Source organism: Flavobacterium micromati, from assembly GCF_900129585.1.
In the GTDB taxonomy this organism is placed as follows: domain Bacteria; phylum Bacteroidota; class Bacteroidia; order Flavobacteriales; family Flavobacteriaceae; genus Flavobacterium; species Flavobacterium micromati.
Genome location: NZ_FQWF01000004.1, coordinates 245,450 through 265,076, shown reverse-complemented (window position 1 = coordinate 265,076; position 19,627 = coordinate 245,450). Strand labels below are relative to the sequence as shown.

Below are 19,627 nucleotides of genomic sequence, written 5' to 3'. Positions count from 1 at the left end.
CCGCCTGAAGAGTCCCATATAATTATTTTATTTTTCGCAAAACAAAAATAAGGGAATCTCAGGCACTTTTTATTTTAGACTTTCGGATCGTAGTGGAATTTTTTTAATAAAAAAGAGAAATTTCATGCAGCTGAATAAAGAAAATTCAAAATCAATTGTAGAACAATGGGTCAATCAATTTAGCGATGAACTCTATTCTTGGGCATTTTTTAAAACTTCCTCTAAAGAAATTGCAGAAGATTTAGTACAAGACACTTTTTTATCTGCGTTCCATAAAATAGAAAGTTTTGAAGGTAAAAGTCAGCCTAAGACTTGGCTGTTTTCCATTCTCAATAATAAAGTAATCGATCATTACCGATTGAGCGCTCGAACTACAAAGAAAAACTTTAGTATCACTGAAAATAGCGGTAATGAACTTTCAAACAGCATTTTTTACAAAACTGGATGTTGGGAAACGTATAACATCAATCCTGTTTGGGATCAAGAGCAGGAATTATTAGACAATCCTGAATTCAATTCTATAATGGAAAGCTGTATGGAGGATCTGCCTCAGAAATGGAAATTAGCCGTAACATCTAAATACTTAAGCGAGAAAAAAACAGAAACAATTTGTCAGGAATTAGAGATTACGGCGTCTAATTATTGGCAGATTGTTCATAGATCCAAGCTGCTTTTAAAAAAATGTCTAGAATTAAAATGGGTATAATCAACTTTAATATTCGAATAAAATGCAAAAAATAATGAGAATATTGTTGAGAACCTGTAAAAAAACTACAGAGTTAATAGACAAACAAATGTTCACTTCGTTGACTTTAAAAGAAAAATTGCAATTACGAGCACACAAAGCCATGTGTGGAACTTGTAATGCTTACGAAAAACAATCCAAATTAATAGATGCACTTATAAGTAAATGGTTTGCTATTGATTCCAGTAAAAAACCTTCAAAATTAGATGAAGACAAAAAAAATAAAATAATTGAAGAGATTAAGAAAATCTGATCTTGTGCAAATTATCAGTAATTCTTTTTTTAAAGGTTTAACTTTTTTTTTTGGCAAACAAAATAAGATATTTAAAATGATAGTAGAACGAAAACGATACGAACTTTTTGGCAAAAAAATATTTGAAAAGCTAATTATTCAATCGCCTTTCAAGATTCCAAATCCGATGCCTGATGAGGCCTGTTTTCTATATATTCTTGAGGGACAAATTAATTATAATACTCCAAATCAAAACGTTGTTATTCCGCAAAATGACGCGGTATTATTAAAATGTGGTAATTACTTTAGCCAAATAAGAAGCACTGCTACATCCCAAAAACATGAAATTGTTATAATTCATTTTCATCCCGAAATACTAAAAAAAATATACAAGACAGACTTGCCTAAAGTTTTTCAAAAACCTGATTTTGTAGATTTAAACATTGACTTGAGCACAATCAATAATGATTTTTTAATCGAAAAATACATTGAGAGTTTATTGTTTTATTTTGATAACCCAACTCTTATTAGTGAGGATCTATTAGTGATCAAATTAAAAGAAATCATTTTGCTTTTATGTCAAACAAAAAATGCTCCTATTATTCAGCAAATATTATCGCAGCTGTTTTCTCCTACCAGTTATAATTTCAAACAAATCATTGAAAGCAACCTCTTCTACCATTTTTCCACAGAAGAATTAGCTGTAATGACTAATTTGAGCTTATCGTCTTTTAAAAGGGAATTCAAAAAAAATTATGACGATAGTCCAGCAAGCTACATTCGGAATAAAAGATTGGAAAAATCAGCGGAACTTTTACGTATCTCTGAGGAACGAATTACTGATATCGCTTTTGATTGTGGCTTTAATGATCTGGCTACTTTTTCAAAACTTTTCCATGATAAATACAATGTATCTCCCTCAAACTACCGTTTGGACCGGATAAGCAAATAGTTGAACTTTTAGCTAAAATTTTATTTTGCGATTCATCGGATATTTGCAGTGTTAATATAAACTACTTTATTAATTTAAAAAACAAATACAATGGCACATTTAAAATTAGAGAACCTTTCGGTTTCTCCCATTACTCAGGAAATTTTTGACAAAACTCAAAAAGGATTAGGTTTCATTCCTAATATGTATAAAACTATGGGCGCAAATCCTGCGCTTTTAGATGCATACATTTATGCTTACACTTCTTTCAGAGCCAACTCCGGGTTCAATTCAATAGAACAGGAAGTAGTTTTTCTTTCTGTAGCTTATGAAAACAATTGCGAGTATTGCGTGGCGGCCCATAGTTTTATTGGAGACAAAATGTCAAAAGTACCTACAGAAGTCACAGATGCAATTCGTAATGATACACAAATTCCTGATGTCAAATTAGCCGCGTTATCAAAATTAACGCGTTCCCTAACTGCAACTCGCGGCAATGTTTCGCAAGCCGAAGTCGATGCGTTTTTAGCTGCAGGCTATTTAGAAACTCACGTTTTGGGAATTATTGCTGGAATAGCAGTAAAAGCGATGAGTAATTACTCCAATCACATTACAAATCCAGAGGTTGACGCGGCATTTGCAGGAAGAACTTGGAAAAAATAATTTTTATTTATACTTTAGTACTAGAACCAACATAGTTTGTCTATGTTGGTTTTTTCGTTTTCAATAGAAATTGAATACTATTGTCAGTGAATCAAAATAATATCGTCTATATTTTAAAATTAAACCAGCTGACCAATGGCATTTATTAAAACAATCGAACAAAATGAAGCAACAGGCAGATTAAAAGAAATCTACGATGACTTGATTCAAAAGAGAGGACAACTTGCCGAAGTGCACAAAATACAGAGTTTAAGGCCTGAAAGTATAGTCAAACATATCGATTTGTATATGGAAATTATGTTTGCAAAATCTGAACTTTCCAGAGCGGAACGTGAAATGATGGCCGTGATAACTTCGGTTTCAAACAACTGTCATTATTGTCAAATTCATCATTCAGAAGCTTTAGACAACTACTGGAAAGATGATAAAAAAATCTTACAATTACGCAACAATTTTCATGAAGCGCAACTTACGGAAAAAGAAATTGCACTTTGTGAATTTGCAAAAAATCTAACTATTAAGCCCGATGATTTCAAAGAACCCGATCACATAAATAAACTCAAAATTATAGGTTTTTCTGATCAAGCTATTTTAGACGCAACGCTTGTGATTGCCTATTTCAATTTTGTAAATCGAATCGTTTTAGGGCTCGGTGTTAGTTTAGAGATTCATGGCGGAACAGGTTATAAATATTAAATTTAACAGAAATAAAAATACATTGTGGCTGCATGGAATAAGGAATGAAAAGGTATCACCCACAGTTTACATGTAATAATTATGCATGGTAGACAGCAGGATGGCCTGATTCAATCCTTACGACATTTTTCTATTTGATAATTTCCATTTCAAGTCGCTAAAAAGTTAGTTTAAATTGTGATTAATCGCTCTTATAATCCTGCTTACTGAAAAATTATGTTCGACAGCTGTTTTATTTTTAATCAATCCTTGTTGCAAAATAATTTTGATTTTGTGCCTTTTTTTTCATTTAAACAGTTTTATAATTTGGTGTTTTTAATAACGGACGAATTATGAAAAATTATTCATTCGAGCAAGAACGCTTCACCATAAAAAAAATATTTATTTCAGTCTTCGTTTTAAACGTACTTTAGAAGAAATTTAATATTTGAATTCAAGAAATTACAAAAAATGACACTAAGAAAAAATAAAACCGTGCTAGTTTTTGATGTAAACGAAACTTTACTCGACATGACTCCTTTAAAAAAATCGGTGAATGCGCTACTTGATAATGAGCAAGGATTTAGAATCTGGTTTGGAATGTTGCTGCACTACTCTATCGTATCGAACAGTATCAATGATTACCATGACTTTAGTACAATTGCAGCAGCTACGTTAGCTATGGCAGCTACGTCAATGCACAAAAAAGTGAATGAAGATGAAATTAAAGAAACTCTTTCGATAATAAAAACATTAAAAGCTTACCCAGATGTGGAAAAAGGATTAAAGCTCTTGAAGGATCATGGTTTTAGATTAGCTACTTTAACTAACTCACCACCAAATGCGTTAAAGCAACAGTTAATTAATTCAAGTTTAACAGATTTCTTCGAACAAACATTGAGCATTGATTCTATCAAAAAATACAAACCAGAAGCAGAAACCTATTTATGGGCAGCTAAAGAATTAGGTGTTAAACCTGAAGAAATGATACTGATTGCTGCTCACGGTTGGGACATAGCTGGGGCTTCACATGCAGGCTTACGGACTTGTTTTATCGAGCGTGGAGGGCAATCATTGTATAGTTTATCTAACAAACCAGATTTTCAAGCGAAAGATATTTACACAATGGCAGAACAATTTGTCGTGGCGTATAACTAAATAGATACTTAAAAATAAAATAACGATGGATAAACTTGAAACGGGAGAGTTTTATGGAACACATTACAAAAAGTCAGTTTTTGAAAATATAACTATTACAGATACTGAATATACACATAGTAAAGTGGATTGGCATTATCATGAAAACCCCTATTTCACGTATCTTATGCAAGGAAAATTATTTGAATCTAATAAAAAAGAGTCCTATTATTTAGAACCTGGCAGCTTACTATTTCATAATTGGCAAGATGCTCACTATAATATAAAACCGCCTGATTACACTAGAGGTTTTCATATTGAACTTAACGAGAACTGGTTTTCAAATTTTGACATAAATACAATAGGTATTGAAGGTAGTATTAATCTCAGAAACCCGTTAATTAAGAATTTAATAAATAAAGTATTTATCGAAACTAAAATTAATGATACATTTTCTAATTTAAGTATCGAAGTATTATTAGTTGAAATATTTAATAAAATAATTAATCCTGCAGAAAAGATCTACAAAAAACCCTTTTGGGTAAACAAACTTCAAGAACTTCTTTGGGAAGAAGAAATAGATTATTCTTTAAATAATTTAAGTTCGATATTAGAAATTCATCCAATTCACCTATCAAGAGAATTTAATCGTTATTTTGGGACAAGTCTAGGTAATTATATAAGATTGCTGAAACTCAATAAAGCGTTTTACCTTATTACTTCAAACAAATTATCAATGACGGAAATTTGTTATCAATGCGGTTTTTACGACCAAAGTCATTTCATTACAAATTTTAAGAAGGTCTATAATACCACACCAAAAAAACTTTTAAGAGAAATTTGCTAATGTTAATTTTATACAATTTTGCGTCGTATTAAAATTATATTTTTACGGATCAATTTAAAAAATCAAAAATGAGATTTCAAAATACCGTATTATTTTTTTTACTATTATTGATTCTTTCTGTCAATGCACAGCAAATGGAAGAATACACACATCCCTGGGAAGGAAAAATAGAAAATTCTAAAATATTTAATTTTACAGTAGCAATAAAAAACCTGCAGTCTGGAGATGCTACATTCAAAATTTCAAACAATCAAAGCATTATTGATTATCGATTCAAAACAAATGCTAATGGACAGATAAATATCCCATTTGCAGAAAATTTATTATTTGAAGGCACTGTTGCACCAAATAAGAAAGAAATAAATGGATTTATTAAATCTGGATTACTGCTATATCATTTAAAGTTACGTAAAGTAAAAAATGATTCGTTTGTCGGGATTTGGAACATATTAATGGTGGACGAACAAAAGTCTCAAAAGTTTTTTTTAAGTATCGAAAATGGCTCTGGTAATGATTATGAGGCTTATCCTGTTTTTGGAGATAATCGTTTTACAGGGACTTGGTGCAGTAATTTTAAAAAACAAAACAGTCACATAGCATTTAATGATGTTAAAACTGGATTATTATTTAAAGGAGAGTTATTAAATAATAAAATTCAATTAGGAATATTTTTAGGAAGCCATCTCATTTCTGAAATTAATTTGACTAAATCCACAATCGATTGGAAAATTGGTGGTTTCAATACTGATAATAAAAAGTCAATTCTTCAACTCGTTGAAATGGAAAGCCTAATTTCAAAAGATTCTTTGCTTAATACACACGGGGTACTAATTTCGAGGAATGGTAAACTTATTTATGAGAAATATTTTGATGGTTACAATGAAAATATTCCCCACGATATGCGTTCGGCGTCAAAAAGCATTTCATCTGCCATAGTTGGCATCGCAAAAGACCAATTATTATTTAAAAATGTTGATCAATCTATTTTTGCTTTTTTACCTGCAAAATATCAAACTCACAAGGACAGTTTAAAAGCCAAAATAGATATTCAGAGCCTTTTGACAATGAGTTCTGGCCTAGATGCCATTGATTACGGAGTTAATGCTAATCCAAAATCTCCTGCGGTTGAAGATAATTATCAGATGGCCGAGGATATGACTACAGCTATTCTTAGTGCCACAATGATAAACAGACCAAACACAAATGCTAATTATGGCTCTGCAAACCCTTACTTATTGGGCGTTGCAATGGATTCTTTAGTTTCAGAGCCTTTAGAAATATTTATAGATAGAAATTTATTTCAAAAGCTAGACATTTCAAATTATATAATACAAAGTGATTTAAATGGAAGACCCTATTTTGGAGGTGGAATGTATCTGACTTCTAGAGATATGCTAAAATTTGGAGAGCTTTATCTTAGTAAGGGAAAATGGAACTCACAAAGAATATTATCAAAAAAGTGGATTGAAAGTTCTTTTGAAAATTACCGAGTTTTAGAAAACACAAAAGATAAAAATGGGTACGGCTATTTATGGTGGCATCATACTTATAAAGTGAACGGTAAGAGTATTAAATCAATTGAAGCTAGAGGTGCTGGAGGGCAATATATTTTTGTTATTCCCACTTTAAAAACCGTCGTAGTTATCACGTCTGGAAATTATAGGAATGGAAAAACACAACAACCGGAAACAATTTTTGAGAAATATATTTTGCCTTTTGTTCCAAACTAAGTTAGTTACAAAATACAAATATTTTTAAGGTCTGCGGTAGGTTTTGGTTCTACTCCACTATTTGCCGCTGCAAACAGCTTAGCTTTATTAAACCAATAAAGGCGTTTATTTCAATTGAAACAAACGCCTTTTTTTTGAAATAAATAATTAACTAAAATTTATTAGGATGCTTTGAATAACATTGCTGCCGAGTTCATACAATAACGCAATCCCGTGGGTTTAGGTCCATCATCAAATAGATGTCCCAAATGTCCGTCACAACGTGCACAAACTATCTCACCACGAACCATTCCCATACTTTTGTCAACAACTTCTTTTACTCTGTTGTTATTTATGGGTGCATAAAAACTAGGCCAACCCGTTCCCGAATTAAATTTTGTTGTAGAGGAAAATAACGGCAGTTTACAAGCTGCGCAAAAATAATTCCCCTTTTTTTTGTTATTATCAAATTCATTTTGAAAAGCCCGTTCCGTTCCTTTTTTACGCAAAACATAATATTGATTTTCTGTAAGTTCCTTTTCCCATTGTAAATCTGTTTTTACAACTTTTTTTATTGATGTATCTGTCAAAAGCAATGAGGGTTGCTGCTGAATTGTTGTTTCCGTTGCTGAGATTGTTTGGTCACTTTTATTTGACTTCATACACGCCATTACGGTAAATACTATTAAAGGTAATAGCAATTGGTGGTATCGTTTCATAATTATTACAATTTAGGTTTTAATTTTCCTTTGTAGGTTTTTATAAACTTGTTATATCTCGGCACTGAAACTCCTTTCACATAAGGCTGATTGGGATTTTTCTTTACATAATCTTGGTGATAGGATTCTGCTTTATAAAAATCAGAAACTGGCTTTACTTCTGTTACAATAGGTTTTGCAAATACTTTTTTAGCGGTAAGCTCCTTAATTTTATCTTCAATTATACTTTTCTCTGCCGCATTTTTATAAAAAGCAATTGAACGATAAGAGGAACCCTTATCTGGTCCTTGCTGATTAGGAGTTGTAGGATCTTGCGAGGCAAAAAATACAGCTACTAATTCTTTATAAGAAACCATTTTTGGATCATAAAAAACGGCAATTGCTTCCGCGTGTCCAGTTTTATTTGAACCTACAGATTCGTAAGACGGATTTTTTGTAGTTCCACCTGAATATCCTGAAACCGCTTCATCCACTCCTACAACAGCTTCAAAAACATGCTCAGTACACCAGAAACAACCTGAGGCAAAAACAGCAACAGCTTTTCCTTTTTTAGGAGTCAAAGATAATTTTTCAGTTTGTGCGCTACAACTTGAAATTGCAAACAAAACAATGGCAAAACTTAGGAATTTCATTTTCATATTTTATTGTTTTTGTATTTTTGTATTTTTGTATTTTTAAAACGTATTCTATTTAAGTATCCTTTTAATTTAAAAACCCTTTGCTGATTGGCTTATGTGATAACTAAACCTAAACCAATTTACGGCTGATTTCGAGATTTGGTTTTAAAACAACTGCTAAAATTTTGTTAGTTTTTTGCACTCAAAGTCTCCAAAATCTTTTCTTCAAAACCCTGCAGTGCTCTGATGGCATATTTTACCTTCTTCTTCGTTTTGAATTTATAAGAAACCTCAAGAAAATTTTTATAAGGTTTATCTGGTTGAATGGCTAAAGCATCATTCTTTTTATAGGTCACTTTTATGGGGATGTTTTCATAATAAGTGAAATATTCAGGATGTGTAACAAGTCCTAATGTCGAACAATCAAAAGGAATAAATCCACGAACTCCAAAATATTTCTCGTTCAATTCCATCCACGGTTGCACCACATCAAACAACCACTTATCAGCTTCATTGGTTAAATCTAAACTAGCCAAATCAATATTGCCAATATGTGTGTAAGAACTTGGCTCATATCCAGCAAACTCTAAAGGAATTGTGGAATTCAACAAAATTTCCATTGAAGCAGTGTCAAATTCATAGTTGTAATCAAAGACATTCAATTTTCCATTACCCGGATTAAATGGCAAACCGGGCGTTCTTGCCGCGCAAATAGCAATTTTTTCAATCTGCGGAATAATATCAGGATGATTTTTAATTAAAGTTGCGATATTAGTCATTGGCCCAAGCGCCAAAATAGTAAGCTTCTCCTTTTTTAAGGCTTGATACAAGGCTTTTGTTGCATCGTTCTCGGTTCCTAAATCATTGGCAAAAGCCGAACCTTTGTATACTGGAATAGCGTTTCCTTTGTTGTGCCAATTCAAAATCTTATTTATGACTCCAAAACCATAATCCACATAAGTGATGTTGCTAATCCCCACAATTTCAATTTGCGGTTGCTTGAGTGCCATAATCAAGGTAATGCCATCATCCACTTCACGGGCCTCTTTGTCTGGCATTCCAATCATAATATCAGTGTCGAACCAAACTTTGGTTTGTGCTTGCAATTGTGTCGCAAGTAAAAGTGTAATTAGTATTATTTTGATTTTCATAATGTTTTTTTTTAGTTTTTCACACCGCGAATTCGCCAATTTTTATTTTTTTTAATTTCTTTTTATCATTTCATTTGTCACTCGTATACTCTTAGTCATAAATTTAAAATTATTTTTTGCCATAGATTACAGGAGTTAAATTGATTTTTTTAGCTACTCCAGTTTGGTTCTATTTCTTAGCTTTTGGATTGTACCGTTTCATCATTTATCCGTCATATCGTTTGGCTGGTTGAGATGGTTTGTAGTTCGTAACCGCTAAATTTTGTGACTGAGCGAAAACCTGATGCGAAACGGTAATTCCGTTAAATCACACACTAAATCAAAAAGGAGGTTATGGTTCTGCTTATATTTTTTGAATAAAAAACTCTACTACTTTTTTCATTTCAATTTTTATTTCAGCAAACTTTCAACGATCATTATTATAATCATAATTCCTATTACAATTCCGCCAACTTTTAAGTACAATTTCATTGCTTTTTTCCCATCCCTATAATCCGAAGTTGGAATTGTTTCTGTATGAGCAATAATTCCATTTTCTCTGAAAATTTTATCAAGTTTTATTCTGTCAATTTGTAAAATAAAATATCTAATTCCGTTTTCAAACATGGGTTGATTTTCGATATCACAATAATATTGAATATTTTGATTTTCTAATTCACATTCAAATATAATTTTGTCTTTCGGCAAAACATAAATTTTCAGATGGTTTTTAAATAATATTTCTGGATTGTTTCTATTCATTTTTTTGTTTTTAAATAGCTCATAGCTTTATAATTTATATCCAAAAATAAATTATTCTAAAATTAACTCTCTCGCAAATATCAATAAATCTGCCTTCTCTTTTACATTCATTTGCAAAGGCAATTGTGCTAATCCTATCAAGCGACGCATTATTTCGATACCGACAAAACCATTCAAAATTTTAGGATTTAAGTCCGCAAAAGCAGTGTATTCTTTTGCTATAACAGCTATTAAATTCTCATCTTGTTGACTAAGATATAAATGCGCAATAAAAACACCCAAATCAAATTCTCTCGAACCATAATAGCAAAATTCCGGATCTATAATTTGGATTCCTTTAACGGTTTTCAACCAACTGCCAGGATAATAATCGCCGTGCAATAAGTATTTCCCTTTTGAGAGATAAAGCGAACCTAAAAGTTCCAATTGGACTTTTAATGCAGCGTCTTTTTTATAAGGTAAAGCCAATTCCTGCAAACCCATTTGAATGGAATCCAAATCAAACCCATTCTCTTCAAGAAAAGGATATTTGAAAATATGTTCGTAATTCAGTTTCCGCAATTCCACATTTGCTAATTCATCATCGACTTTGTTTTTCTCAAAATGAATGTGCAATTCATTCAAATAAGAGACCAAAACAATAACCTCATCAGTGGTCAAACGATGTTTTAAGTCATATAAAACACTGTAATCATTCGATTTTCCCAAGTCTTCCAACAGCAAAATATTGTTTACCGTATCCAATCCCAACAATTTAGGCATCCTATTTTGAATAGAGCTTTCCTCAGAAATTTTTTGATAAAAACCAGCTTCGGTAACAACGCGCGATGCTGGCGCTGCTACTTGTGGATATTTTTCAACGTAAGCGCGAGATTGCTTGATTATAAAAGTCCGTTGCTCCGTTTCTATCCGAAGTACATAATTCATATTGCCTTCTCCCGGTTTTGTTGCGGAAACAATGGTTTCATTATCGGATAACCATTGATTTTTTTTTAAATAAGAAGCCAATTCTTTTGGCTCATTCGCATTTAGTATAAACATATATTCTATTTTTTAATTGGGGCGTTCCCGCCAAAAAAGGCGGGCAGGCTATTCGCTACAATCTTTTTTGGCCAAAAAAGCCCAAAAAAGGATTTTCGCTGCTATCCTTAACGCACTGTGGTAATAAATTCAAAATCCTGCAAAGTTACAGCACCTGGCAGGATTGTCATTTTTAAAATAAATATCGTACTCCAAACTGAAACTGTCTAGGTGGCGAAGCATTTCGTTGTGTAAATAATCCACTTGCGGCTGAACCACCTTGAATTTGGTTACTTTGAGTGGCATTGTTGCTATATCCACTCAAATTTTCAGCGTTAAACAAATTGAAAATATCTGCCCGCAATTCGATTTTATTGTTTGGTGTTATTTTAAATTGGTGTTGTAAACCAATATCAAAAGTTGTGCTCCATGGCAGTCGATCGCTATTTCTGCTTTCGCCGGGAAAACGGTCACTGTTGCCCTGATAGGCATCACTAAACCCTGAACCATCACCATTCAAATCCGTTGTGCCAAAACCAAGTGGAATTCGGTTTATTGGCTGACCACTTTGCAGTAATCCTGCTAATGTTAATGTGGTTCCAGTAAAGGGATAAAAATTATAAATTCCGTTAATATTGTGCGTTCTGTCATTGATAGATGATCCCCATTCGTTGCCATAATTATTACCATCCATTGCTCTAAAGTTAATGTCTTCTGTATCATTTTTGAGCGATGATAAAGTATAATTTAAACGATAGGAATAGTTGTCATTTCCTTTCGCTTTTTGGTAATTTACACTCATTGCATAATACCTTGACTTCCCTTCAGTTTCACTAATTATCACATTTCTGGCAACTCCTGTAACGGTTTGTCCGTTTATCGAAGCTGTATTATTCACAATTGGTACAGGTCTTGTTGCATCAGCTTCGGCTTGCGTTCTAACTACTACATTACTAGGATCTACTACATACTCGGAAGCAGCATTCAAATTTCGCAAACGGAATAAATTCTCACCACGATTATGAACTAAATCGACAAAAAATAATTTATTTTCATCAACTTGTAATTGGTACCCTAAAGAAAACTGATTAGAATACGGATTGTCATACCCGTTTGGGTTTAAGATGCGTCTTTCATTAGAAAAAGCACCTTCCCTTTGTGCTTGCAATTGATCGCCACTTGGTGCTTGCAAATAAGGAACATTTGACAAATTAGCCGAGATATTTCCATTGAAAGTAACAGCATCTAAATTCGTATTTGCAGGCAAAATACCCAAATTAATGAAATCTTGTAATTGCGTTCTATAATCTGCCGATTTTGTATTTTGCTGCAAAGCATCGCTAAAAACGGCATAATTAATTTTATCATAAGCAATTCCATAACCACCACGAAAACTACTGTTATTAGTTAACTTATAATTGAAATTAAATCGCGGCGCAAGATTGTTGTTATCTCCTTTATCACTGCCGCCTTTTGATAAATTATCATAATCATAACGCAATCCGAGCGTTATATTTAGTTTATCTGTGACCGACCATAAATCCTCTACATAAGCCGAATAAATGTCTTGATTTGTTCCAAAAGAAGCAGGTCGCAATTCTACATTATAATTTACAACAGTGGCATTTGCTGGAATATTGTTGATAGATAAACTGCTTCCCACACCACTATTGTTTATTATCTCAATTTGAGGTTGTGTTAGTTTCACCGTGTAGTTTGCATTGGGATTCCCACCACCAAACAATTCGTGATTGCCTCTGATGTAATTTAATCCACCTTTGAATGTATGATTTTCAATATAGTATTTAAATTTTTGCTGTATTTGAACTGTGTTTTCTTTGGTATTAAAAAGAAAACCCGGATGTCCTAAAACAGCTAATGTTTCGTCATTAGTGTTTATAACTCTGACCTGTGCATCACTAGCATTTAAAGGATTGGCATAATCCCAATTAAAGAGACTATATTGAATATTTGTTTCCCCACTTATTTTTCCAAAACTATACGCGTTTTTTAATGCTAACAAAACACTATTTCTCTTTTGTGTATTGGCGGAAGATGGAAATGCAACGCCGCCTTCGAGACCGCCTCCTTGTCTTTCAACGTTCACTAAACCAACATTGGCACGCAGCGAACTTCTGAAATTCTTATTCCAATTTTGGTCAATTTTAGTAGAAATATAATTAAAGGTATTAGTTCCTCTTACCGTTTCATTCACACCCAAAGCAGGAACATTCAGTAAATTATCCTTTACATCAGTGGTATGTTCAAAATTGAAATAATAAAATGTCTTATCCTTTACGATAGCTCCACCAACTCCGCCACCAGCTTGGTAACGAGCAAAACCATCTTTTACCTGATTCCCTGACAAATCACGCTGTGCGAAAGAGGATTTTCCATCAATAGAAGGGCCAGGTCGCGTAATGAAAAAAGTTTCACCGGTGGTTGTATTAGAACCTGAACGAGGCGTGATATCAACTATTCCGCTACCAGTCAACCCATATTCTGCCGAAAAATTACTTGTCAAAACCGTGATATTTTTCACGAATCCTGATGGAATAGCAAACTTTTGACCTCCTAGAAATCGTTCATTATTGTCCATACCGTCAATCAAATAGGAAGTAAATAAACCATTGACTCCATTAATACTCACATTGGGCGCTTCTGGATAAAAACCGGTGGCTTGAGAAACATTAGGCAATCGATATAAAACTCGAGTAATATCGCGGCCTTCAACGGGGATTTCCTGAATTTCAGTTGCCGTTAATTCTGATGAAACTTCGGCATCACTACGATTAATTTTTGAAGTCGATACAGACGAAATGACAACCTCATCTAATTCTTGTGCACCACTTTTTGTTAAAATCAAAGTCACATTCGGATTTTGATTAGAGCGAATACTTATAAAATCAGAGCTTGTAGCTGCATATTGCTGCGTTTCCTCATAAAAAACTTGATACCCATCAAGCGCTTCGAGGTTTCTAAAAATTGCTTTCCCTTGGGCGTTAGAAGTTTGAGTTAGTTTTTGATTTCTACTTTTATTTTCTAATGTTATCGCTAAATTAGAAACCGGTTTTTGTGTAACTGCATCAATAACAGACACGGTTAAGTCTTGTTGAGCAATTGCTATTGTTGAAATAAACAGCAATGCCCAAATATATAATTGCTTCATTTGGTTTGAATATTTAATTAAAAAAAAGTTGAAACGGAAAATTAGGCGTTACAAGGTGATCCTTTATTAAAATTCAAAGCATGATAATAAGAATAATCAAATCTTGTTTCAAAATCATTTTGGATAACAAAATTTGACAAAAAAGATAGTAGTATTTTTTTAAAAGTATCGGAGAATGATAATTTTTGAGTCGCTCGTTTGAAATCGGAGGTGTTATTACAATCATTTAAATAAGGAAGATAAGCGATTGCCTCTCGTTTGTAAATTTTTTGCAAAGTTGTAAAAGCATTTTTGGTTTGCCAAAGAATAGTTTTAAACAGCTCGGGTTTAAATTTTGACTTTGTAACGCCTATTAAATAAGCGCCACCTGAAAAATCTTTACCCAGAACCAGATTATTTGTCTTTAAATCCCTTTCGGCTTGCAGCAAATGTTGCGCTTTTAATTCAATACAATCATTTCCTATAACAATAACTTTCTCAAAACCTTTGTCAAAAATGGTTTGAATAGAATGCGTTATTCTTTCTCCAAAAGTTGCTCCTACCTGATCATTTTCATTTGAAATAAAGTAAGGCAATTTAGATTTTTGAATAATTTTTATACTGTTATCATTCATTTTCTTCCACAATAAAACATTTTGCTTGGAGCAAGAAGCAATTGGTTTTAAGGCACTTTCTATCTTTTCACTTTGAGCAAAAAGCAGGATAGCTGTAGTGGTTGAAAAATCCATTTTTAAATTCATAAATGTATAGACGTAAATAATTCTTAAAACTGACAAAAGAAAATAAAAAATTAAAGTTCCACTTCAATTTGTACTAATTGATCTCATATTCAATAGTAAAAATATTCTATTTTTTTGTTAGACTTTGATTTTAATGAAAATGCTTTCGCCAATTCAAAATATTTCCGCCTTAAATCGAAATTTTAATTTATAACAAAGACATCAAAGCTCCATTAAATTAAGATTAGCTTAATTCTTGGTCGGTGAAATAAGTACTCAAATAAATAAAGGATAAATTTGTACGAAATTTAAATTAATATAATAAAATCCAAATGCTAAAATTTATTTTAATTTCACTTTTATGCGCATTGACCTTAAATGCGCAACAAATTAAAAAAGATAGTTTGTCGAAAAACTATACCTCTCCAAATATAAAATTTAATTACAAACAACTAATAATACCTTCATTATTAATAGTATATGGAGTTATTGGGATTGAAAGCGACCAGCTTAAGAGTTTTAATCTTGATCTTCAAGAAGAAGTAAAAGAACATATTGATGAAAAAGTTACACTTGATGATTTTTCACAATATGCACCAGCCATTTCTGTTTATGGACTTAATGCTGCAGGAATAAAAGGCAAAAACAATCTAAAGAATCGTTCCATACTTTTTGCAACTTCATACCTTATCATGACAACATCAGTCTTAGGGCTAAAATCTTTAACTAAAGTCACGAGACCTGATGGAACTTCTATTAATTCTTTTCCATCAGGACATACAGCAACTGCATTTGCAGGCGCCGAATTTCTTTGGCAGGAATACAAAGATAAATCAATATGGTATGGAATTGCAGGATATGCAGTGGCCACAGGAACAGGAATATTTAGGATCGTAAATAATAGACATTGGTTAACTGATGTAGCTGCTGGTGCTGGAATTGGTATATTAAGTACTAAAATCGCTTATTGGATAAACCCTTTTATCCAAGAAAAAATTTTCAAATCAAAAGAAAAAAATAATACGACGGTAATAGCACCATTTTACAATGGAAATCAATATGGTATCGGACTTTTAAAATCGTTTTAGATAATTGCAAATCAAGTAAATAATCTCAAAATTGTGCGCATTTAGATTCTAAAAAGCTGACAAAATTTGAATGAACGATTAAACTAACTATTACATATTTACTGAAAACTGGAACATTATTTCATTGACGTATTTTTGATCGGGAAGCAATATTGAATTTGGAAAGTGACTTTGATTTGGTGCGTTAGGATAATTTTGAGGCTCAAAACATATTGCCGAATAATTTTTAGATGCGTAAGCTCCACTAAAAGGCAGTTTTGCAAGGGTTTTAGGTGTAAAAACAACCATTGCGGGCTGATTCGAAAGCACATTCAATTCTATACCTGTGTCTTTTGAAATGAGCTTGGCTGCATGATCATTATTTTTCAAAATAAAAGTATCATCAAAACCGTCAAAATCGTTTCTGCCAATAATTTCCATTAGCTGACGGTCAAACTGAGTATCCTTTGATGAGTTAACTTTGCCAGTAGGCAACAATTTATTATCAACATCTAAATGCGCGTCACTGTTGATTATTAAGGAGTGTTCTAAAATGCTTCCGCCACCATTCAAATTGATATAAGGGTGTGTTGTGATATTGACAATTGTAGCTGCATCAGTAGTTGCCGAATAGCTGATTTTTAATTCATTTTCATCAGTAATTTCAAATACAGCCTCAACAGTTAAATTACCAGGATATCCTTCCTCTAAGTGACTGCTTACATATTTTAAAACTACTTTAGTGGTCAAAATCTCTGTAAATTCCCAATATTTTTTATCAAAGCCTGCAACGCCTCCATGTAAATGAACGCCATCCTTATTTTCAATTTTGTATCTTGTATCATCAATCGTAAAAGAACCATTTGAAATCCTGCCAGCAAATCTGCCAATTGTAGATCCTAAATATAGCGGATGATTAATATACGGTTGCTTGATGTAATCTTGTGGCTGCTGCAAACCAACTACAACATTAGTAAATGTATTTTGCTTATTTGGAACAAGTAGGCGCATAATTGTAGCTCCAAAATTAGCGATCTCTACTTCCATTCCAGCATTATTTTTTATTGTAACCGTTTTTAAAAGATCCATGAAAATTTATTAGACCGCAAATTACTTCTATTTTATTCCAATAAAAAAGTGCCTATGAAGAAATAATGTCAAAATAGTAACAACATATTTTAGATTATTTATTCTGTTAAAAAAACTTCACGCTATTTTAAACGCTTACTTAAAAATTTTCCTTCTGAGTACCAATTGCGGTGCTATTATTTTACGGTTTAAATCTATAGATTAACAATTGACAAGATCTAACATACTTATACAAAATCGATTTTAAGTTTTTGTTGCAAACATATTGTTTACAATTCGTAATGAAGTTGCTTCACAAAAGTCTAATCCAGAATAATCTGGATTATAGCCTCCAATGTAAGGAACAGCCATAATATAAATATTTTCATTGTACGCGCCGTAATAATCCAGTATTTGGAAATTATCGTTAATACTAATTCCTGACACTTTTAAATAATAATTTCCTTGGCTATCATTTACTATTGCTTCATTTCCTGTTATTAAACACTCTTTGGCTAGAGCAGCAGACTGAAACCGCAATTGGGCAGGACTTATTAGCTTTTGCTTTTTTAAACCTTCGAAAGGAAAATCGTCATACGACAAATGCGGTTGGCCTACACAGTCAACGTACGTTTTATAACTTTGCGAATGCGATACGCCGTCCTCATCTATGTAATGATAAACAATTCCCTCTTCTTGAGGTTCTACTTTACTGTCATCACTTACGGATAATAAAGAAAGGACACCTGCATTATACAAAGCGAGTAGTTCAACACACGATTTTTGAGGAACAAATGCAATTATAATTGAAATGAGCGGCATCAACACTTTTTGAAGTCGCTGCATATCCTCTGCCGAAAAATATTTTGCAGGATGATTCATTGCAAAACTTAGCACTGCAAGCATCTCTTTCCAGTACACAGACTCCTGCCTTTTAATTGATTTTTCAGCTTCGGTATATTCTGCCTTAAGCAGAAGAAAAGGATCTAATCTTAAACGTAAATCCATCATTTCATTGACAAATTCTTCGATACTAAAATGTTTAATTTTATCATAAAATTCGGGATCTTTATTTAAGAAAATATCTTTGAAATCTTTTTGAAAAAGATAATCTAATGATATAAATCCGTTGTTTTCTTTTTTATGTTTATCGATTTCGGCGGCAGTTAACAACGCATTATTAGACAAAAGACTATCTTCTAAATGGAAGCGAACTGCAGGTAGTAATCCGCTAAGGGAGTGCATTATTATTTTAAAATTAGTACTCTGCTCGTTTAATGTGTAGTTTAAATTCCCGTGATCATCAGTGAAAAATAAACCATTTTGCCGCGCTAATGTTCTTACTGCATCAATTGCAGTCAGCGAAGCTCCTTTAATAGCGACGTGATGATTGATCTCAATTTTCAATTTAGCAGGCGGATAGGGTGAATCAAAACAACCTTCGTACTTTCCTTCAAATTTTGAAGGCCAAGAATGGCCAGTACAAATTACAGCATCATCAAATTTGAATTTTTCCGTTGCTGTGTAAATCCAAACTGCTTTGTTTTCACTATCGTATTGCACATCTATAACATTACTTTGATAATGAACTATTGTTTCAATATTGAACTGAGAAGCTATTTGTTGTAGCAAATTAAATTGTGCCGTTAAATAATAACCAAAAAGCAGCCTAGGTAATACCTTATATTCATTGAACTTCTCAAGGTTGATGTCAAAACGAACCAGCAAATCAGCGGGTACAGTGCTAAGCCATTCGCTAACTGAAGTAACTAAATCAGGAATTTCATTCTCTGATACATTTGTAACATGTTCATCATTGGCTCCTTCTGAGCTATAAGGCATTCCAGAACCCAATGCGTTCTTTTTTTCGAAAATTTCAATTTCTAAATCGAGCTGTCCCGATTCTATTAATCTTTTGTACATAAATAATGCACTTGGTCCTCCTCCTATTATTGCAATGCGTCTTTTTAATGTCATTAAAGTTGCTTTTTTATATTTACAAATTAGCGATCCTAACTTAATTTTCCGCTGTTCATTTTAAATTTGGGTTGCAACAAATTGCCACACACTACATTCTGAGTAATCAATTTTTATATTAACTATTCTCTGAAAAACAAAATTAAAGAAAAATTACTATCGATTTCTACCAAAAATAATGCAATATTTTGATAATCATTTATGTAATTTGAGACTAATTTTATACAATTAAAGATAAATTACAACTAATAAAATAGATTTTTTAAGAGCGTAAGCAACTGCAAACTTTCCAAAAAATATGGAGTAAAAATCTATTTGTAGGTGTTTCGGTAAGTGTTTGAAGAACTGTATGTAATATTTCTTAATTAATGATAGTAAAAATTATCAGCAAAAATTTAATTCAATTTATTACGACAGAAAAATGTCAAAAATTTCACAAC

Annotated in this window: 18 protein-coding genes; 9 read left to right on the top strand and 9 right to left on the bottom strand. The window is 32.4% G+C overall.

From position 1 onward, the window contains the following. The first annotated feature begins 124 nt into the window (after nucleotides 1–124). From BUB42_RS06255 to BUB42_RS06220, 8 genes are all read left to right on the top strand, one after another. The gene (locus BUB42_RS06255; protein WP_073018224.1) at nucleotides 125–706 is read left to right on the top strand and encodes a sigma-70 family RNA polymerase sigma factor; all 582 of its coding nucleotides are present in this window, start codon (nucleotides 125–127) and stop codon (nucleotides 704–706) included. 22 nt (nucleotides 707–728) lie between these two features. Then, the gene (locus BUB42_RS06250) at nucleotides 729–998 is read left to right on the top strand and encodes a hypothetical protein (RefSeq protein WP_073018223.1); all 270 of its coding nucleotides are present in this window, start codon (nucleotides 729–731) and stop codon (nucleotides 996–998) included. Between the two features lie 76 nt (nucleotides 999–1,074). Further along, nucleotides 1,075–1,929 (top strand): helix-turn-helix domain-containing protein, encoded by an 855-nt coding sequence (locus BUB42_RS06245; protein WP_073018253.1) that lies wholly within the window; start codon nucleotides 1,075–1,077, stop codon nucleotides 1,927–1,929. 90 nt (nucleotides 1,930–2,019) lie between these two features. Continuing rightward, nucleotides 2,020–2,571 (top strand): carboxymuconolactone decarboxylase family protein, encoded by a 552-nt coding sequence (locus BUB42_RS06240; protein WP_073018222.1) that lies wholly within the window; start codon nucleotides 2,020–2,022, stop codon nucleotides 2,569–2,571. Between the two features lie 135 nt (nucleotides 2,572–2,706). After that, nucleotides 2,707–3,267: a peroxidase-related enzyme gene (locus tag BUB42_RS06235; protein ID WP_073018221.1), complete on the top strand. Its 561-nt coding sequence runs from the start codon at nucleotides 2,707–2,709 to the stop codon at nucleotides 3,265–3,267. Between the two features lie 450 nt (nucleotides 3,268–3,717). Then, nucleotides 3,718–4,404, top strand: a complete 687-nt coding sequence (locus tag BUB42_RS06230; RefSeq protein WP_073018220.1) for a haloacid dehalogenase type II — start codon at nucleotides 3,718–3,720, stop codon at nucleotides 4,402–4,404. A 25-nt stretch (nucleotides 4,405–4,429) separates the two neighbouring features. After that, a complete protein-coding gene (locus BUB42_RS06225; protein WP_073018219.1) occupies nucleotides 4,430–5,230 on the top strand; it encodes a helix-turn-helix domain-containing protein in 801 nt (266 codons plus the stop codon). Between the two features lie 68 nt (nucleotides 5,231–5,298). Then, nucleotides 5,299–6,960 (top strand): serine hydrolase domain-containing protein, encoded by a 1,662-nt coding sequence (locus BUB42_RS06220; protein ID WP_073018218.1) that lies wholly within the window; start codon nucleotides 5,299–5,301, stop codon nucleotides 6,958–6,960. Between the two features lie 161 nt (nucleotides 6,961–7,121). Here BUB42_RS06220 and msrB read toward each other — a convergent pair whose 3' ends face one another. From msrB to BUB42_RS06185, 7 genes are all read right to left on the bottom strand, one after another. After that, nucleotides 7,122–7,658 (bottom strand): peptide-methionine (R)-S-oxide reductase MsrB, encoded by a 537-nt coding sequence (gene msrB, locus BUB42_RS06215; RefSeq protein WP_073018217.1) that lies wholly within the window; start codon nucleotides 7,656–7,658, stop codon nucleotides 7,122–7,124. 5 nt (nucleotides 7,659–7,663) lie between these two features. Continuing rightward, complete coding sequence (msrA, locus tag BUB42_RS06210) at nucleotides 7,664–8,296, bottom strand: peptide-methionine (S)-S-oxide reductase MsrA (RefSeq protein WP_170857193.1); 633 nt, start codon at nucleotides 8,294–8,296, stop codon at nucleotides 7,664–7,666. A 167-nt stretch (nucleotides 8,297–8,463) separates the two neighbouring features. Beyond that, nucleotides 8,464–9,426, bottom strand: coding sequence for a nucleoside hydrolase (locus BUB42_RS06205; protein WP_073018216.1), 963 nt, complete (start codon nucleotides 9,424–9,426; stop codon nucleotides 8,464–8,466). A gap of 390 nt (nucleotides 9,427–9,816) precedes the next feature. Continuing rightward, a complete protein-coding gene (locus BUB42_RS06200) occupies nucleotides 9,817–10,167 on the bottom strand; it encodes a hypothetical protein (protein WP_073018215.1) in 351 nt (116 codons plus the stop codon). A 51-nt stretch (nucleotides 10,168–10,218) separates the two neighbouring features. After that, nucleotides 10,219–11,208 (bottom strand): phosphotransferase, encoded by a 990-nt coding sequence (locus tag BUB42_RS06195; protein ID WP_073018214.1) that lies wholly within the window; start codon nucleotides 11,206–11,208, stop codon nucleotides 10,219–10,221. A 172-nt stretch (nucleotides 11,209–11,380) separates the two neighbouring features. Continuing rightward, the gene (locus BUB42_RS06190) at nucleotides 11,381–14,356 is read right to left on the bottom strand and encodes a TonB-dependent receptor plug domain-containing protein (protein WP_073018213.1); all 2,976 of its coding nucleotides are present in this window, start codon (nucleotides 14,354–14,356) and stop codon (nucleotides 11,381–11,383) included. Between the two features lie 41 nt (nucleotides 14,357–14,397). Next, nucleotides 14,398–15,084: a TIGR04282 family arsenosugar biosynthesis glycosyltransferase gene (locus BUB42_RS06185; protein ID WP_170857192.1), complete on the bottom strand. Its 687-nt coding sequence runs from the start codon at nucleotides 15,082–15,084 to the stop codon at nucleotides 14,398–14,400. 323 nt (nucleotides 15,085–15,407) lie between these two features. On the opposite strand from BUB42_RS06185, the gene BUB42_RS06180 reads away from it, so the two are divergent. Beyond that, nucleotides 15,408–16,163 (top strand): phosphatase PAP2 family protein, encoded by a 756-nt coding sequence (locus tag BUB42_RS06180; RefSeq protein ID WP_073018210.1) that lies wholly within the window; start codon nucleotides 15,408–15,410, stop codon nucleotides 16,161–16,163. Nucleotides 16,164–16,253: 90 nt separating this feature from the next. On the opposite strand, the gene BUB42_RS06175 is transcribed toward BUB42_RS06180, so the two are convergent. Further along, nucleotides 16,254–17,231, bottom strand: a complete 978-nt coding sequence (locus tag BUB42_RS06175) for an aldose epimerase family protein (RefSeq protein WP_073018209.1) — start codon at nucleotides 17,229–17,231, stop codon at nucleotides 16,254–16,256. A 243-nt stretch (nucleotides 17,232–17,474) separates the two neighbouring features. Then, nucleotides 17,475–19,187, bottom strand: a complete 1,713-nt coding sequence (locus BUB42_RS06170; protein ID WP_073018208.1) for an FAD/NAD(P)-binding protein — start codon at nucleotides 19,185–19,187, stop codon at nucleotides 17,475–17,477. Nucleotides 19,188–19,627 lie beyond the last annotated feature (440 nt).

Coding starts and splice junctions, on each gene's coding strand:
- BUB42_RS06180 (WP_073018210.1), top strand. CDS start 15,408: ATGCTAAAATTTATTTTAATTTCACTTTTATGCGCATTGACCTTAAAT.
- BUB42_RS06230 (WP_073018220.1), top strand. CDS start 3,718: ATGACACTAAGAAAAAATAAAACCGTGCTAGTTTTTGATGTAAACGAA.
- BUB42_RS06220 (WP_073018218.1), top strand. CDS start 5,299: ATGAGATTTCAAAATACCGTATTATTTTTTTTACTATTATTGATTCTT.
- BUB42_RS06200 (WP_073018215.1), bottom strand. CDS start 10,167: ATGAATAGAAACAATCCAGAAATATTATTTAAAAACCATCTGAAAATT.
- BUB42_RS06175 (WP_073018209.1), bottom strand. CDS start 17,231: ATGGATCTTTTAAAAACGGTTACAATAAAAAATAATGCTGGAATGGAA.
- BUB42_RS06170 (WP_073018208.1), bottom strand. CDS start 19,187: ATGACATTAAAAAGACGCATTGCAATAATAGGAGGAGGACCAAGTGCA.
- BUB42_RS06240 (WP_073018222.1), top strand. CDS start 2,020: ATGGCACATTTAAAATTAGAGAACCTTTCGGTTTCTCCCATTACTCAG.
- BUB42_RS06255 (WP_073018224.1), top strand. CDS start 125: ATGCAGCTGAATAAAGAAAATTCAAAATCAATTGTAGAACAATGGGTC.
- BUB42_RS06235 (WP_073018221.1), top strand. CDS start 2,707: ATGGCATTTATTAAAACAATCGAACAAAATGAAGCAACAGGCAGATTA.
- BUB42_RS06185 (WP_170857192.1), bottom strand. CDS start 15,084: ATGGATTTTTCAACCACTACAGCTATCCTGCTTTTTGCTCAAAGTGAA.
- msrB (WP_073018217.1), bottom strand. CDS start 7,658: ATGAAACGATACCACCAATTGCTATTACCTTTAATAGTATTTACCGTA.
- BUB42_RS06245 (WP_073018253.1), top strand. CDS start 1,075: ATGATAGTAGAACGAAAACGATACGAACTTTTTGGCAAAAAAATATTT.
- BUB42_RS06190 (WP_073018213.1), bottom strand. CDS start 14,356: ATGAAGCAATTATATATTTGGGCATTGCTGTTTATTTCAACAATAGCA.
- BUB42_RS06225 (WP_073018219.1), top strand. CDS start 4,430: ATGGATAAACTTGAAACGGGAGAGTTTTATGGAACACATTACAAAAAG.
- msrA (WP_170857193.1), bottom strand. CDS start 8,296: ATGAAAATGAAATTCCTAAGTTTTGCCATTGTTTTGTTTGCAATTTCA.
- BUB42_RS06195 (WP_073018214.1), bottom strand. CDS start 11,208: ATGTTTATACTAAATGCGAATGAGCCAAAAGAATTGGCTTCTTATTTA.
- BUB42_RS06205 (WP_073018216.1), bottom strand. CDS start 9,426: ATGAAAATCAAAATAATACTAATTACACTTTTACTTGCGACACAATTG.
- BUB42_RS06250 (WP_073018223.1), top strand. CDS start 729: ATGCAAAAAATAATGAGAATATTGTTGAGAACCTGTAAAAAAACTACA.